At 58.7% G+C, this 14968-nt stretch carries 14 protein-coding genes; 8 read left to right on the top strand and 6 right to left on the bottom strand.

The genetic code is table 11. The features are described from left to right. A partial coding sequence (locus H1Y01_RS13590) for a serine hydrolase (protein ID WP_180541054.1) occupies positions 1 to 408 on the top strand: 408 nt, incomplete at its 5' end. Positions 409 to 426: 18 nt separating this feature from the next. Here the strand turns inward: H1Y01_RS13590 and H1Y01_RS13585 are convergent. After that, a complete protein-coding gene (locus H1Y01_RS13585; RefSeq protein WP_180541053.1) occupies positions 427 to 2109 on the bottom strand; it encodes an ArnT family glycosyltransferase in 1683 nt (560 codons plus the stop codon). A gap of 4 nt (positions 2110 to 2113) precedes the next feature. Then, positions 2114 to 3172: a UbiA family prenyltransferase gene (locus H1Y01_RS13580; protein WP_180541052.1), complete on the bottom strand. Its 1059-nt coding sequence runs from the start codon at positions 3170 to 3172 to the stop codon at positions 2114 to 2116. 256 nt (positions 3173 to 3428) lie between these two features. Here H1Y01_RS13580 and H1Y01_RS13575 point away from each other — a divergent pair, with 256 nt between their 5' ends. Next, positions 3429 to 5006 (top strand): NAD(P)/FAD-dependent oxidoreductase, encoded by a 1578-nt coding sequence (locus tag H1Y01_RS13575; RefSeq protein ID WP_180541051.1) that lies wholly within the window; start codon positions 3429 to 3431, stop codon positions 5004 to 5006. Positions 5007 to 5205: 199 nt separating this feature from the next. On the opposite strand, the gene H1Y01_RS13570 is transcribed toward H1Y01_RS13575, so the two are convergent. Then, positions 5206 to 5844, bottom strand: a complete 639-nt coding sequence (locus tag H1Y01_RS13570) for a Fic family protein (RefSeq protein ID WP_180541050.1) — start codon at positions 5842 to 5844, stop codon at positions 5206 to 5208. Positions 5845 to 5920: 76 nt separating this feature from the next. On the opposite strand from H1Y01_RS13570, the gene H1Y01_RS13565 reads away from it, so the two are divergent. The 5 genes from H1Y01_RS13565 to H1Y01_RS13545 all read left to right on the top strand — a co-directional run bounded on the left by H1Y01_RS13565 (position 5921) and on the right by H1Y01_RS13545 (position 9309). Beyond that, entirely contained in the window at positions 5921 to 6985 is a 1065-nt protein-coding gene (locus H1Y01_RS13565; RefSeq protein ID WP_257644455.1) for a VWA domain-containing protein, read from the top strand. Positions 6986 to 7009: 24 nt separating this feature from the next. Further along, positions 7010 to 7573 carry a TIGR00730 family Rossman fold protein gene (locus tag H1Y01_RS13560; protein ID WP_180541048.1) on the top strand — a complete coding sequence of 188 codons (564 nt, stop codon included), beginning with the start codon at positions 7010 to 7012 and terminating at the stop codon, positions 7571 to 7573. Positions 7574 to 7658: 85 nt separating this feature from the next. Beyond that, positions 7659 to 7910 carry a hypothetical protein gene (locus tag H1Y01_RS13555; protein WP_180541047.1) on the top strand — a complete coding sequence of 84 codons (252 nt, stop codon included), beginning with the start codon at positions 7659 to 7661 and terminating at the stop codon, positions 7908 to 7910. Positions 7911 to 7994: 84 nt separating this feature from the next. Beyond that, positions 7995 to 8516 (top strand): RNA polymerase sigma factor, encoded by a 522-nt coding sequence (locus H1Y01_RS13550; protein WP_219341532.1) that lies wholly within the window; start codon positions 7995 to 7997, stop codon positions 8514 to 8516. 106 nt (positions 8517 to 8622) lie between these two features. Next, positions 8623 to 9309: an NrsF family protein gene (locus H1Y01_RS13545; protein WP_180541046.1), complete on the top strand. Its 687-nt coding sequence runs from the start codon at positions 8623 to 8625 to the stop codon at positions 9307 to 9309. A 477-nt stretch (positions 9310 to 9786) separates the two neighbouring features. Here H1Y01_RS13545 and H1Y01_RS13540 read toward each other — a convergent pair whose 3' ends face one another. Beyond that, entirely contained in the window at positions 9787 to 10965 is a 1179-nt protein-coding gene (locus H1Y01_RS13540) for a WD40/YVTN/BNR-like repeat-containing protein (RefSeq protein ID WP_180541045.1), read from the bottom strand. Then, complete coding sequence (locus H1Y01_RS13535) at positions 10965 to 11561, bottom strand: GAF domain-containing protein (RefSeq protein ID WP_180541044.1); 597 nt, start codon at positions 11559 to 11561, stop codon at positions 10965 to 10967. The genes H1Y01_RS13540 and H1Y01_RS13535 overlap by 1 nt, the downstream gene beginning before the upstream one ends. Before the next feature lie 52 nt (positions 11562 to 11613). Here H1Y01_RS13535 and H1Y01_RS13530 point away from each other — a divergent pair, with 52 nt between their 5' ends. Further along, positions 11614 to 12684, top strand: a complete 1071-nt coding sequence (locus H1Y01_RS13530) for a hypothetical protein (protein WP_180541043.1) — start codon at positions 11614 to 11616, stop codon at positions 12682 to 12684. A 3-nt stretch (positions 12685 to 12687) separates the two neighbouring features. On the opposite strand, the gene H1Y01_RS13525 is transcribed toward H1Y01_RS13530, so the two are convergent. After that, a complete protein-coding gene (locus H1Y01_RS13525; protein WP_180541042.1) occupies positions 12688 to 13995 on the bottom strand; it encodes a cytochrome P450 in 1308 nt (435 codons plus the stop codon). Between the last annotated feature and the right edge of the window lie 973 nt (positions 13996 to 14968).

Here is a 14968-nt window from a genome sequence, read left to right as displayed (position 1 = left end):
CTGAAGCCCGAGCCGAGCGGCGTCACGCAAGAAGGCGCGAAGCCCGAGAATAAGAGGTGGGGCATCGGCCGCAGCACGCCCCGCGAGATGGTCTCCATCCTGGAGATGTTATACCGCGGCGAGTTAGTCGACTCCGATGCTTCAAAGGAAATGATCGCGGTACTCAAGCGGCAGCAGGATCACGGAGGTATTGCGCGAACCTTCAAAGACATCCCAGTCGCCAATAAGTCGGGCGCGCTGGATCATTTGCGCAGTGACGTGGGGATCGTGTACTCGGAGAGAGGTCCGATTGCCATGGCAATTACCGTCGAAGACTTACCGGAGGTTAACTGGACGCCTGATAATCCCGGTGAACTGACCATTGCCGCCCTGTCGCGAGTACTTACCGAGGGGTTAGCGAAACCTTAGTTCTCGAGAGGCCTGAGCCTACCGGCTGCCGGCCCCGAACTTCTCGTTCAGCTTCCGCAGCATCAAATCCGTGCGAGGCGTAGGATGCAATCCCGGCAGCACGCGGTAAAGCTTGTAGATCGGCGCGCCGCCACCTGGAAATTGTCCAATCTCCTGAAACCGCGAAGGATCAAGACTCGGGAGTTCCATCGCGAAGTCGTAATGACTCCACACCGAAGGAATCTTGCCGGTAACATCGATCAGTAGCAGGTCGATCCCGCTACGATCCAGTATCTGCAGCATTTCATCCGGCGATTTCGCATAAGCTTTATAGCGAGTCGCGTTCCAATCGACATCGGCCAACAACTTAGTCGCCCGCACGACCACATTCAGATTCCGATCGCGCGAGCGCATCGCCAACTCCGCCATGATGCGTCCTTCGCGGGAAGCTGTGGGCGCAACCACCAGCATGGTCGTCCCGGCCGCCGGCGCAGCACGCAAAGCAACGGTAGCCAGAGGGCCGACGCCCGGCGCATTGTCCAGCAGTCCCGGCATCCGGCTTATTCCGGCAAATGCAGCGGTCGCAAGCAGCAACGCTCCAAGCGACGCCCACGCGCGCTTTTGCATTCGGACCAGGGTCAACAGGCCTACGCAGGCGGCGACCAGCAATGGCGCAATCGCCGGGATAATGTAGCGCGGTTCCAGATCCACATGCGCGACCAAAATCGAAATCAGAACCGCCGCCGGTAGCACGGCCAAAGACGCTTCGACGCCGCTCAATCTTTTTCCCGCGCGGGCAACCCATATACCGATTCCGATCAGCCCGAGCACACCAAGGAAGCTGGTTTCATCCCAAAGCTGGCGGAAGAACAGCGGGAAGTTCTCAGCCAACCCCTGGCGGAAACTCAAGGTATTGTGGCCGTAGAATGCGAGCGGCAGCGTGTAGTAATACCAGGGCGCTACCAGAACTGCCACGATCGGAACCGCATACCAGAGCGCCGGTTTCCGCAGCAACCGATATCTTCCGGTCATCAAGATAGCCATCGCCGGAACAAACACCAGGCAAAGCGCCGCCGGTTTGGCCAGGAACGCCAGCCCCGCCGCAACTCCGAACCAAATCGAGTCCTGCGCGCGCTCGGTTTCCATGAATCGCCCGAACCGAACGGTCGCGTGCAGGATCAGTAGCGCGGCGAAAACATCGAGCATGATCAGGTCGTCGCTCCACCGCATCACCGGCACCGCGAACAGCCACAATCCCACGAAGAACGCGCCCCAGCGCCCGGCATAGGCTCGCGACAATCGATAGAGCTCAAACGCGAGCAGAGCCGCGATGATCGCGATGAGCACCAGATCGCTGCTCCGGCTGGTGCCCGCCGCCAGCATCCACACGCCTTCCAGGGCGTAGAACAGCGGCGGCCAATGACCGATGCCGATCAAAGGAAAGTGCAGGTAAAACTGCCGTGCGAACGCGACGGGCGACTCGCCCATGCCCGTGAGCAAGTAGTCATGCACCATCAGCCCGGTAACGTAGTGCGACGACTCGTCCGGATACGACCCGAACCCGTTCGCGCCCGCGTGAGAAACCCGCTGACAAACCAGAATCAGTAAGAAATAGAGCACCAGCACCGCGGCGCCGAGCGCCCGTTCGAAGCGCTGAGCCGGCGGATTCGACAAAGCCACAACCGGAGCGGTCGCGACCGGTATCGGGTCGACGCTTTTCATCGGATCAGCGGGTGTGGATGCTGCTGGTCGGAAGAGTCGGGCGGAATAACTGGTTCAGGAACGGGATGTCGACCCATAGAAGTATCACCATCGCCGCAAAACACAAACCGACGCTACCCATCAACAGCTTGCTGCGATGGAGCTTTTCGGGATTCTGGACGGCGCTGCCACTGTGGTATGCAAGCCGCAGGTAGATGGCCATAACCAGCGCCACCAAAGGAAACGTCAACACCAGCTCAATGCGGTAGCGAATAATGAACGCGCCAAAAAACAACATGGCGGCCGATGCATAGAACATAACCGAAACCATCAGCGACGGTTCGGTGTAGTAGGCGAACGATTTTCGATACGCCGCGGCGCGCGAGGTGTCCCCAATGTCACGAAACTCGCAAAACCGCTTCAGCGCCATGAAGTAACAGCCGACCATCCAGTACGAAACCAGCAGCGAAACGGGCGGAATTAAGAGCGGCGCGACCATAAACCAGCCCAGCAACATGCGCAGAGGATTGTTCACCGATTCCGAAATCACGTCCAGATACGGCAGATCCTTAGTCCGAATCGGCGGAAAGTTGTACACACATCCCATCACCCAGAGCGCTACTAGGGCGTAAACGAACGGCCGCGAAACCAGCGTTCCCAATCCGACGCCCAGCAGCATCATGAGGATCCACTGCACGTAGGCGAGAGGGATATTCACCAGCCCCGCCACTACGGGCCGCATCCGTTTGGTCGGATGGAACCGGTCGAACGGTGCGTCCAGCACCTCATTAATCACGTAATTGCTGCACGCAACCAGCGAAAGGGCGACAAATCCGATCAGTATTTTCGGGAGAAGATCCCACGTCGCCAGACTGCGATCTACGCTAAGCGGAATGGCGATCCCAGGAAGCACGAAAACGTTTTTGGTGATGTGATCGAACCGCGCGATGGACAGGTGGGCGCGGACGCGCGTCATCAGGGGGATCGGGAGAGGAACCGGGCTAGCGGCCGGCACCGCGGGAATCGGGGTGGCTGGAGAAGGAGGCATTAAATCGACGCCGCCGAACGGTGCGGAATCGTTCACTCGAACACTGGGAGGATAGCACGATTCCAGCTCTTAAAGCCCTTACCCAAAGAGACACAGGGAGTAGATAATCACAATGTTTGCAAAGCGTTACGCGGCCGCAATGCCGCCCTGGCGAGGCGTCGTGGTAACTTGTGGAAGCGGTCGTGATTTCGGGTTAGCCGCCGCGCCGTCCGGAGCGCTGATCGTGTAATATCCGTCCGATCAGAACGCTCTGCCCGTCGCAGCCTACGAACGTCACCGTCTCAACCACTGCATGAACCAGAAAATCGCTTTGATTATCGGCGCCGGCCCCGCCGGACTGACGGCCGCATTCGAGTTTCAGAAGCGCACAGGAATCAAACCCATCGTGCTCGAAAAGAGCGAAGCCATGGGCGGCATTTCCCGCACGGTGAACTATAAAGGCAATCGCATCGATATCGGCGGCCACCGCTTCTTCTCGAAATCCGATCGCGTTATGGAATGGTGGACTGCCGTTATGCCCGTTCAGGCGCTCTCCAACGGCTCCGCCAGCATCACTTACCAGAATCAGAAGCGCGACATCATGACCTCCGGCAACGGACCCGATCCCGACAAACAGGACCGGGTCATGCTCGTCCGCAACCGTAAGTCGCGCATCTACTTTCTCCGTAAGTTCTTCGAATATCCGATTAAACTCACTCCCGATACCATCAAGAATCTTGGTATCCCGCGTACCTTCGTCGCCGGTATGTCTTACCTCAAGAGTATGGCGATGCCGGTCAAACCGGAAGGCAACCTTGAGGAGTTCCTGATCAACCGCTTCGGCAAGCGTCTTTATCTTCTGTTCTTTAAGAGCTACACCGAGAAGGTTTGGGGCGTTCCGTGCCATGAGATCAGCGCCGAGTGGGGGGCCCAGCGTATTAAAGGCCTATCCATTTTCACCGCCATCTCGCACTTCGTGAAAAAGCAATTCAGTAAGGGTTCCGATATCCAACAAAAAGACGTCGAAACTTCACTAATCGAGCGCTTCCTTTACCCGAAACTCGGACCCGGCCAGCTTTGGGAGTTCGTCGCCGCCGGCATCATGGAGAAGGGCGGCGAGATCCTATGCGGATGGGAAGCCAGCAAGATCAATCGCCAGGGAAACCGGGTAATTTCCGTCGAAGCCGTTCACCGCGCGACGGGCGAGCACCGTACCTTCGAAGGCGACTATTTCTTCTCCACCATGCCTATAAAAGAACTGATCCAGGACATGGACGACGTTCCCGCGGAAGTTCGCAACGTCAGCGATAACCTGCAGTACCGCGACTTCATCACGGTCGGTATCCTGCTCAAGAAGCTACTCATCTCGGAGGAGTCTGAAAGCGGGCGGCGGCTGCTCACCGACAACTGGATTTACGTTCAGGAGCCGGATGTGCTGGTCGGCCGCATCCAGATATTCAACAACTGGAGTCCTTATATGATCAGCGACCCGAACCTGGTCTGGATCGGACTCGAGTATTTCTGCTATGAAACCGATCCGATCTGGAGTTACCCGGACGAGAAGATGATCCAGCTGGCCAAAGACGAACTCGAGCGCATGGGCATGGCTCAAGGCTCGGATGTTGTGGACGCGACCGTGATCCGCGTTCCCAAAACCTACCCGGCTTACTTCGGCGCTTACAAAGATTTCGATAAGATCCGGACCTTTGTGGATAAGATCGATAACTTATTCCTGATCGGCCGTAATGGAATGCATAAGTACAACAATCAGGACCATTCGATGCTGACGGCGATGATTGCGGTCGATAACATCGCGGCCGGGATCACGGACAAATCCAATCTCTGGGAAGTGAATACCGAGATGGAGTACCACGAAACGAAAGACAAGTAGCCGGTAAGTTGTGCGACGCCGCGCTGCCCACTCCGAGCCCGACCGAAAGGGAGGATCCTCCACTGCCGGCAGCCCGTAGCCGTAATCAAAAAGCACCGCTTACTCACCTGCGCGGCTCAGTAGAATCAGTACGTTACTGAGCCGCGACGGTGACGGAGCGGTGACTACTCATCCAACGTCTCGTTAAGCCGGCCGTACATCAACATCTCGAAGGGCTCGAGATCTTCCTTAGGCGAAGCGTGTTCCAGCGCATCCAGGTAAGCTTTCCTATCTGGCGGACGCACGGCGACATCAAGAGCCGTGCGGTGCGGCTGTCTGCGAACGGATGAATTGCAACCAATCGGAAGTGCGCCTCGAAACTCATCCAAGGCGTCAGCTCAATCAAACCTAGCCACACCCCGAAATCTCTCATTAGATCCGGGATCTTCAGAGGGTTGGGAAACAGGACCGGCGAACCCGCACCCCGCCGTGGAAGCGAACTGTAAACTCCTCCGGTCTCGGGTTGGCTGCGGAACACGATACGGCGGAGCATTTCGCGAACAGTCATCTCATCCAGATTTGCGGCACTCGCCGCCAACTCCCGCATCCATAAGACCGCGTCGTAATGGTCAACCGCCTCCAGATGATCGCGCAGCGGTTTTCCGCCGACGGTAATGCCGTGTTCAATCAACTCCGCCGTCTCGCGCAGCGTCAGCGTGTTTCCTTCGATCGCGTTCGAAGTGTAAGTTAATTCAACGTCGTAATATTTCCGGAGGGAAGACAACGCGGCCGGCGACTCCGGACGCAAACTATCCAATTGATCCTTTTTGGACTTGATCGCACTTAACAGCTCATTCATTAGTTGTTAGAAGCAACACGCCTGGTGCGCGATACGTCCAGGGTAGTAAGATTCGAATGGAAGGTGAGGATATCACATGCGAAATCAGCTCTGTTGCTGGACGTCTTTATTCTGCGTTTCTGTGTGCTCCGCGGTTGCCCGGCAGGATGCAGTAGCGACGCCGTCCCCTCGCCCTCCCATCGCGTTAAGCGTCGTCGTGACCGATAAATCCGGGAAGCCGGTATCCGGATTGCAACAACAGGATTTCACGCTTCTCGACAACAAATCGCCCCAGCCAATCCTTTCCTTTCAGGCCGTCACCGGCGCGGGCACAACCGATCCGCCCGTGGAAGTCATCCTTCTCATCGATGAAGTGAATGTTAACTTCACGCATGTCGCGTATACCCGCGACCAGGTGCAGAAGTTTTTGAAACAAAACCCGGAACTCCCTGTGCCGGTATCGCTCGCCTTTTTCACCGATTCGGGAACCACGCTTGATGACAGTCCGACTCGGGACGGCAACGCGCTGATTGGGCGCCTCAACGACAATAAGAACGCATTACGCAGCGTCAACAGATCTCAGGGATTTTACGGCGCGGACGAGCGGCTGGATTTGTCTCTCAAGGCGATCGACCAGCTTACCGAAACCGTAGGCCCCAAACCTGGACGGAAACTTGTTATCTGGATCGGCCCCGGCTGGCCGCTCCTTTCCGGCCCGAACGTTCAATTGGATTCCAAGATTCAGGACCGATTCTTCAATTCCATCGTTCGTCTTTCCACAATTTTGCGGCAGGCAAACATTACTCTCTACAGCGTTGATCCTCTCGGAACTTCTGATGACGTTGGGCTGCGGACCAGTTATTACGAGCAATTCCTAAAAGGGATCACAAAGCCGAGTCAGGTCTATATCGGTAACTTAGCTCAGCAGGTTCTCTCGCGCCAGAGCGGCGGATTAGTGCTGAACTCGAATAATGACGTAGCGGGCGAAATCACTAAGTGCCTTGCGGACGCGACCAATTACTACATCATTACGTTCGAAGGGCTTCCCGGTGACGGTCCCAACGAATATCATGCACTCCAGGTGAAGGTAGACAAGCCCGGACTAACTGCCCGCACGCGCTACGGATACTACGCCCAGCCCACGCCGATCACCCCGCGCTGACCGATAACCTAGCAACTTAGCCGCATGCGTATTTGTGTCTTCTGTGGTTCGCACTCCGGAAACGACGAAGCGTACGCCGATGCTGCCCGGCGAATGGGCACCACTCTTGCCGCGCGCGGCATCGATCTTGTATACGGCGGCAGCCGGCTTGGCCTCATGGGTATCTTGGCCGACGCCGTCTTGAATGCGGGCGGCGCTGCCATCGGAGTCATGCCGCAAGCTTTGCTGGAGCGCGAAATTCAACATACGGGACTTACCGACCTCCACATCGTGGCAACCATGCATGAACGGAAGACCCGGATGGCGGAGTTGTCGGACGGATTCATCGCCCTTCCCGGCGGCGCCGGCACTCTGGAAGAAATCTTCGAGCAGTGGACCTGGGCCCAGCTCGGCATTCACCATAAGCCCTGCGGTTTCCTGAATACGCTCGCCTATTTCGACCCGCTCCGAAACATGGTCGATCAGATGGTCGCACAAGGCTTCCTGCGGCCCGATCATGCGTCGATGCTCGCCTTCGATACCGAACCCGAAGCTCTTGTCGAGATGTTCCGCGACTATTCGGCGCCCCGGCCGAAGTGGCGGACCTAGGCCGCTCGGCGTATCGACTGAACCCGGTTATCTGCTGTTTCCTGATCATGGCGCCCCGCTTGTCGTCGGGACGGTATCTCACGGCGTGATCCGGCACATCGTACAGACCTATCCGCTCTGGATCGCAATTGTGCTTGCCGCCCGCAACTCGGCGTTGACTAAGTGGGCCGCTCTGCCGTGCTTCGTCTTCTGGCTCGCGACCGAGATCGTGATGCCGATCATCGTCGGTTCGGCTTCCGCGGCGGGCATCGTCGACTCCGCGGCCTCGAAAGCGCCCCGAGTGCGCGCAATCGCAGCGATCGCCACGTCGTCGCTTGTTCTCGTCGTGCATGATTGAGTAGTCACCGTCATGCAGCCTGGGATGTCGCCGGAGCAACGCCCCCGACCGGAACTTTCCGGCCCTTACATACGAATAGAAGATATGATGGCCGCCTACCAGCGTGGGGATCAGGATGCGGCGGCGCGGCTCATCACCTCTCTTTCTCCGCAGCTGCATCGCTTTTTCATGCTGCATTCGCGAAGCCGGGAGTATGCCGACGATCTGCTGCAGGAAACGTGGCTGCGCATTCATAAAGTGCGGCATACTTACCGGCCGGATGCGCCGCTGCTGCCCTGGCTGTACGCCGTCGCCCGGAATGTCCGCGTGGATCAGTACCGCAAATTGCGGCGCGTCGAAGCGAAAGAGTATCAGGTCGATGAACTTCCGCAAGTCGCGGCTCCGCCATCCGCACCAGCGGAAGACACGGACCGCTTCGCAACCCTGCTGAAAGCGTTGCCGGCGAGTCAGCGCGAAGTCCTTACACTGCTGAAAGTGACCGGAATGTCTCTCGAAGAAGTTGCCCGCGCCACTTCGAGCAGTGTGGGATCGGTCAAGCAGAAGGCGCATCGGGCGTACGAAAAGCTGCGCGGTTTACTCGCGGCGGGAGCTTCCAGTGAACTGTAGAGAGTTCGAGAACTTCCTCTTGCGGCGCGCGAGCGGGTCATCCCTTTCACGCGAGGCTCGCGAGCACTTAGAATCGTGCGCCGGTTGCCGCCGCCTTTACGAGCTCATGGAAAGTGGACCGGCCGGCGAACTCGATCCGGCAATCGTCGAGCGCGCGAAGAAAGCCATTATTCCGTCAATTCGGCCCGTACGGCCCATCGCATCGACGGCGATTCAAACTCTAGTGCTCATAATCGCGTGCGCCGCAATTGCCTGGTCAGGAGCGGCGCTATCCGGATTTGGCGGGTTCTTCGCGCTCAGTTTGGTTGAACGCGTCGTCATCTTCATGAGCCTGGCTCTTTTTGCTTGGATGGCCGCACGGCTACTGGCCAGCGAGATGATCCCGGGCGGCGGACTGCCGATCCGGCCAGGGTGGCTACTCGCTGTGGTCTGCGCTGCGATAGGATGCGAATTTCTTGTATTCTTCCACGACTACGATGTGAGCGGGTTTGTGCCGCAAGGTATCGAGTGCCTGGTAAACGGTCTTCTTCATGCGATCCCCGTCGGTCTGGTCGCCTGGATCGTGCTGCGCCGTGGATTCGCAGTCGAGCCTGTCGGCGCGGGCGTTGCAGCCGGACTCCTCGCGGGGCTGGGCGGATTGGGTCTATTGGAACTCTACTGCTCCAATCTGAAAGTGATGCACCAGGCGATCTGGCATCTGGCCGTTCTGCCCGTGAGTGGGATAATCGGCGGCGCTTTGGGATGGATCAGTCAGCGCGTGCGCGGAATCGGGCGCGCTGCGGAAGTCCAGTAGGTTCCGGGAACGAGCGGTTCTGATCGGACTCGCATCGCCCGGCGGCTCCGGTTTCTACTTGCGCAGAAACGATCGGCGCCAACGAACGCTACGAACCTTCCAGAATCGGAACCTGGTTGCGCTTGCGCGTTTCCGCCCTTGCGCCCCACCATCGATGCTTCCGTTGCGGCCTGGTGAGAGGCCGCTCAATACGCCCGATGGCTCCGGCCATCCGCTTCGCTTGCGCTTAGCCGATTTACCGGAAGGTTCTCGTCTTCAGCGGATGAACTGGCCGAAACCAGCTTGCTCCGCCTGAACTTTTTTCGTTTCCAGAACCTCCTGGAACAGTCTCAATATGAACCCGGCGCAACGATACGTCAACAGAAATAGCGCGAGTTTCCGGCGATTTCCTCAACTTTGATCGCTCGCGAAATGAAAGACTTAGCGGCCGTCAGCAGTGAATCGAAAGTGGAAAAACCAGCGCCGGCCGGGAATGTTTCAGTCCGATTTCAATTTCAGAATCATTCCCGTATCGGCCGCCGCCCACACTTCACTTCCACCGGGCGATGCGAGCCAAACGCGATGCGCAACCGCGCGGTAATCGACCGGGATTTCCTCCCAATGCTCGAAATCGGAGCTGCGGAGGATTTTGACTTTACCCGGAATCGGGCTGGATCGCGACGTTCCCAGCGGCTCAATGCCGGCGATGTAACACTCGCCGCCGGGAACGCAGAGAACATCGGTGATCGCGCGGTCGTGCTCGCGAAACACGCGCTCGCTCTTGCCTGTTTTGAGATGGATCAGATGAACCTCGCTGGGCCACGGAAAATCATCCCGGAATTCGAAGAGGCCGAGTCCGTAGCCCAGCGACGAAAGCGTCAGATGCGTGATTTCGCCGAAGAGCGATGCCGTTTGAACATCCCACATTTTGCCGCTGTCGCTCGTCCCCAGGAAGATCAGCTCATGGGGAACCTGAGGCGGCGGTTTCTTGTCTGCGGAATCGGCGGGCGAGTCCACGGGAGTCGGAGGCGCCGGGTGTACGGGAATGCTGAAGCCGGTAATCATGCCGAGCGTGTTGCTGTCGTCGAAGGCGATCGCGCTATACGTTGTCCAGTCCGGCTTGGTTTGGGGTTGAGCGGCGGCGGGGACCGGCGCCCATGTGACGCCGCCATCCACCGATTCAAGCACCCGCTTTTGACCGCCGACCGCGAACCCGTGCGAACGCGTGAGGAAGTAGACCCGCAGAAGATTCTTCTGTTGGGAGATGCGCCGCCAGGCGCGTCCGGATTCGGCCGTAAACCAAATCCCTTTATCGGAGACGAACCAGCCGACCGTATCGTCCAGGAAGAACATTGAGGTCGGCAGCTCTTTGATTTCGACGGGAGTCCAGACCTTGCCGCCATTGGACGTGACCATAACGACCGGGTACTCTTTCTCGACGTGGGAACCTTGCAGCGGGTCGAAAGCCATTCGGGTGATGTAACCGGAGGCGATGCCGCGCTCGGTCGATGGAAACTTCAGATCGGTCAGCGTCAGGGTGCTGCGATTGTCATCGTGGAGATAACTCATCACCCACTTGCCGAGTGGGCGCGCGGCCGGCGTCGTGTCGCCGGCAGGCGGCGTCTGCTGAGCCGAGAGGATTCCGAGCAGAGCAAAGAGAGAGTAGAAGCGAGTCACTAAAGTCGAGGGCGTACCGGACCGGAAGCCAGAACGAGCTCGACATGGTTGGCTTCCGATACGGCATTGGGTTCCATGCGGGCCAGGACGAGAGAACAGCCGACCTGCTCGCCGATGGTGGTGAGCGTCTCCATCTCCACGCCCGAGTGCTGGTGTGGCTGTTTATGCTGCACGTTGATGACGCCCACCACGCGGTTGCGCGCAATCACGGGCGCTGACAGGAAGGCCTCGAACGTATCCTCGGCGAGTTCTCCGAAGTACTTAAACCGCGGATCGTTGTACGCTTCGCGAGGGATGGCAACCATGCGGCGCTCGCGCGCGACCCATCCGGTGAGACCTTCGTTCATCCGCAGTTTGACTTTACCGATCGTCGACGGGTGCGGGTTATTGGCCGCGCAGAGGACCAGCTTGTCGTCGTCGATGAGGTAGATGAGGCACGAATCGCACTCCATGAACTCGGCGATCAGCGAAACCGTGCCTTGCAGGACTTCCTGAAGGCTCATTTCACGAACCATGAACCGGCTGACGCGCTGGAAAATGCGCAGTTGCTCTTCGGTGCGCTGCAAGCGCAGTTCGAGATCTTTGCCCTTGGACATAAAAAATGGGTGACTGGCCGTGTTTGCGCCGGTACCCGCATACATTATAAGGGTGGCTGACGAACCAAGGGAGCAGGCACGGATTCCGGATGGTGGTACGGCGTTGCCCGTACCGCCGTCTCAGGCCCGGCGATGGAAAGCGCCCGAGTGCCCGTTCACGGTGGAATACACGACCGAGTTGATGATGCGCCTGCGTGAGCGCGCGGTGAAGAACTTCCGCGCGCTGCCGAACGGCGGCCTGGAAGAGGGCGGCGTGCTGTTCGGCCGCGTATTGCCGAACGCGCGCATGATGCAGCGCGTGGAAGTGGTGGCGGAGCGGCCGATCGAGTGCGCCCATGCGTTGGGCCCCGCGTTTGTGCTATCGGACGAGGAGAAAACACGCGTGGCGGCGCTTACGGATAGCGGCCGGTGGGATCGCGAAATCGCGGGGCTCTCAGTCGTGGGGTTTTGGATCGCGCACGGGCGGAGCGAACTGGCTCTGACGCCGGACGATCTGGACGTCTACCAGAAGTTGTTTCCCAATCCCTGGCAGATTGCGCTGGTTTTGAAGCCGCAGGATGACGGCGTGCCGCGGGCTTCGTTCTTCTTCAGAACCGGGGGAGCGGTGGCGCCGCACCGGAAGGGCCACGAATTCTTCACCGATCCGAGTTTCACGGAAACCGAAGAGGAAAAGTACAGGCCGATTCAAAAACGGCGTCGGGACGATCTTGCCAAGCCGGAGCCCCCGGCACCGGCTGAGGACCGGCGGCGGACGTTAGGCGGCGCGGTAATTGCGTCGCTACTGGTGGGCGCGCTTCTGGGCTACGCTGTGCGCAGTCTGGTGACGCCGGGCGGCGCGGCGAAACCGCACGGTCCGGAGCTTACCCTCGAGGTTTTCAGCGCCGGGCCGCAGTTACTGGTGCACTGGAACGCAAGATCGTGGGAAGTCGACCATGCACGCAGCGGTCAGTTGATTGTCCACAGCGCCGGGATCGCGAAGCCTGTGCCGCTGACGTCCAGAGATCTGTTTACCGGCTACACGCGCTTGCCGCTACCTTCAGCCGATACAACCGTGACACTGCGCGTGCTCGAAGACGACGGCCACACTGAACAGCAACAACGATATTGGGTTCCCGGGCAGTAATCGCTAGCGCATGCGGGTGACGCGGAGTTTGGCTTCCCCTTTGGGGCGCAGCGTGAGCAAGGGATCGCCGCGCAGGCGCCGCGAACTCGCCGGCGAAACGGTTACGTGCTGCATGGCGGTTGCGAGGATGATCTGGCCCTCCATGAGCGCGAACTGGTTGCCGATGCAGATTCGTTTCCCGGCGCCGAAGGGGAAATAAGCGTAGCGGTTGATGCGCGGTTCGTTCTCGGGCGAAAATCGAGTAGGGTCGAAGCGCAGCGGATCGGGAAAATAGCGCGGATTCCGATGCATGGTGTATTCGCATAACGCGAGAAGATCGCCCTGGCGCACGTGCAGGCCGTTCGACAGCTGAAGATCGTGCAGCGCTTCGCGGACCACGATGTATGCGGGAGGGAAGAGGCGCATCGACTCTTTAAAAACCTGCATCGCGAGTGGAAGACGCGGCAGGTCTTCAATAGCGATTGGACGCGAGCCGACTGTTGCGGCGACCTGCTGCTGCAAATCCCGCTGGATTTCGGGATGATGCGCGAGCAGGTAGAGCGACCACACCGATGCGTTCGCCGTCGTTTCATGGCCGGCAACAAACAGCGTCATGGCCTCATCGCGCACCTGCTCATTGGATAGTGCGTTGCCGTCCTCATCGCGGGCGAGCAGCAGCATCGACATTAAATCGCCCTTATCGATGTTCATCGCCCGGCGCTGCTCGATCATTCCGTAAATCGCCCGATTCAGCCGCTCGACGGCAGCCAGAGCGCTTCGATTCCGGCGATTCTCGGTTTCGGTTTGCGTCGGCCGAAGCGATCGCGCCTGCCGGGTGGCGAAGTGGATCAGTTCGGTGATATTCTTGCCGATCTCATCGGCATCCGACAGGAGATCGGCATCGAACAGCGTGCGTCCGACGATGCCGAGGGTGAGACGGGTCATCTCGCGATGGCTCGGGATGACCGCGTGGTCCGGCCAGTTCGCAAAGGTATCGCGGGCGAACCGCGACATCACTTCGGCATAGCGCGAGACTCGCTGATGGGCGAAGGCGGGAGCCACCAGACGGCGCTGGCGCATATGGGATGCGCCTTCATTGGTTAGCAGACCGTTCCCGAGCAGCGGCCGCGAGTAGATGCGCAATGCGGGGCTCTTGACGAACTCATCCGGACGAGTGACGAGAACTTCCTCGATCAGTTCGGCCGTGTTGACCATCCATCCGCGCTTCAGGCCGATGCGGATGGGGCCGCCGTCGGGAGACAGGCGCGCGAGCCGCTCGAGGTAGCCCAGGCGTCCCAGCCAGAGCAAGCGAAGGAGGACGAGCGGATTCAAGTTGAATTGTAGCGGGGGTGTGGGTATTGCCCAAGCTTCGATCCTTAATGATCGCTCAGGTTGGGCGGGAAAAACGATGCTTATCTCGGGAACGAGGCGACCAATAGCTTCGCCGGAATTCACAGCTGGCATTCAACGAATGTAGCGGTAACCCTTGCGAACTTGGTCACAGTGCCTCAATCTTTCCATTCCCAGATCGGGACGCCGAAAACCCAACAATCCGGCTAAATATTTCGCCGTTAAATGTATCAGCGACCAGGTGTGGTGTCATGCTGGAGGAGTAACGATGCCATCAAGAGTAGACCCAATGCAACGAATTGTCGGCCTAGAAACACATACAGTAGGTGACTTCTGGGCGTGGGCTTATTCAGACTTAATTAGTAATACCGTCCGTCCGATGTTCGCGGAGTATTTGGTTGGAGAGTGTCTTGGGGTGGCCGATCAGCCTCGGACCGAATGGAACTGTGTCGACTTTCGATATCGGGGTCGAGGGATCGAGGTGAAGTCTGCCGGGTACGTGCAGGCTTGGATTCAGAAATCACCTTCCAAGATTTCATTCGATATAGCCGAACGGAACGCGCCGTGGGACGCGAGGACAAATACGAGTCTTCCGAAGGGCCGTTCTGCCGACGTATATGTTCTTTGCGTACATACAGATCAGACCCGCGACGACTGCATCGTGCATGACGTTGCAAAATGGGACTTCTACGTGATGACTGTGAAAAAACTGGGCGAAGCATTTAGCAGCCAGAAAACAATCGCCCTCGGCCGCCTCCAATCTCACTGCTCTGCGGTCAAATACCCAAGCCTGCGGAGCGCCATCGATACTGAAATCGACTCTCTACAACCTTACGACTCGCTGCCACTCACCCTACCTCCGAGTCCGTTAGCCTGACATTGGCGGGTTTGCGCGACCGCTTAAGGTTTCGCGGCACCTTTTTCCGGATCGAATTTTGGCCTCCGTTACGCGATT

It is taken from the genome of Nevskia soli (assembly GCF_903970205.1).
In the GTDB taxonomy this organism is placed as follows: domain Bacteria; phylum Acidobacteriota; class Terriglobia; order Bryobacterales; family Bryobacteraceae; genus Bog-113.
This window is presented reverse-complemented; position numbering and strand designations above follow the sequence as displayed.

What these genes read in the sequence shown, in the direction of transcription:
- H1Y01_RS13585 (WP_180541053.1), bottom strand. Translation starts at nt 2,109, where the DNA reads ATGAAAAGCGTCGACCCGATACCGGTCGCGACCGCTCCGGTTGTGGCT.
- H1Y01_RS13575 (WP_180541051.1), top strand. Translation starts at nt 3,429, where the DNA reads ATGAACCAGAAAATCGCTTTGATTATCGGCGCCGGCCCCGCCGGACTG.
- H1Y01_RS13570 (WP_180541050.1), bottom strand. Translation starts at nt 5,844, where the DNA reads ATGAATGAGCTGTTAAGTGCGATCAAGTCCAAAAAGGATCAATTGGAT.
- H1Y01_RS13565 (WP_257644455.1), top strand. Translation starts at nt 5,921, where the DNA reads ATGCGAAATCAGCTCTGTTGCTGGACGTCTTTATTCTGCGTTTCTGTG.
- H1Y01_RS13560 (WP_180541048.1), top strand. Translation starts at nt 7,010, where the DNA reads ATGCGTATTTGTGTCTTCTGTGGTTCGCACTCCGGAAACGACGAAGCG.
- H1Y01_RS13550 (WP_219341532.1), top strand. Translation starts at nt 7,995, where the DNA reads ATGATGGCCGCCTACCAGCGTGGGGATCAGGATGCGGCGGCGCGGCTC.
- H1Y01_RS13545 (WP_180541046.1), top strand. Translation starts at nt 8,623, where the DNA reads ATGGAAAGTGGACCGGCCGGCGAACTCGATCCGGCAATCGTCGAGCGC.
- H1Y01_RS13535 (WP_180541044.1), bottom strand. Translation starts at nt 11,561, where the DNA reads ATGTCCAAGGGCAAAGATCTCGAACTGCGCTTGCAGCGCACCGAAGAG.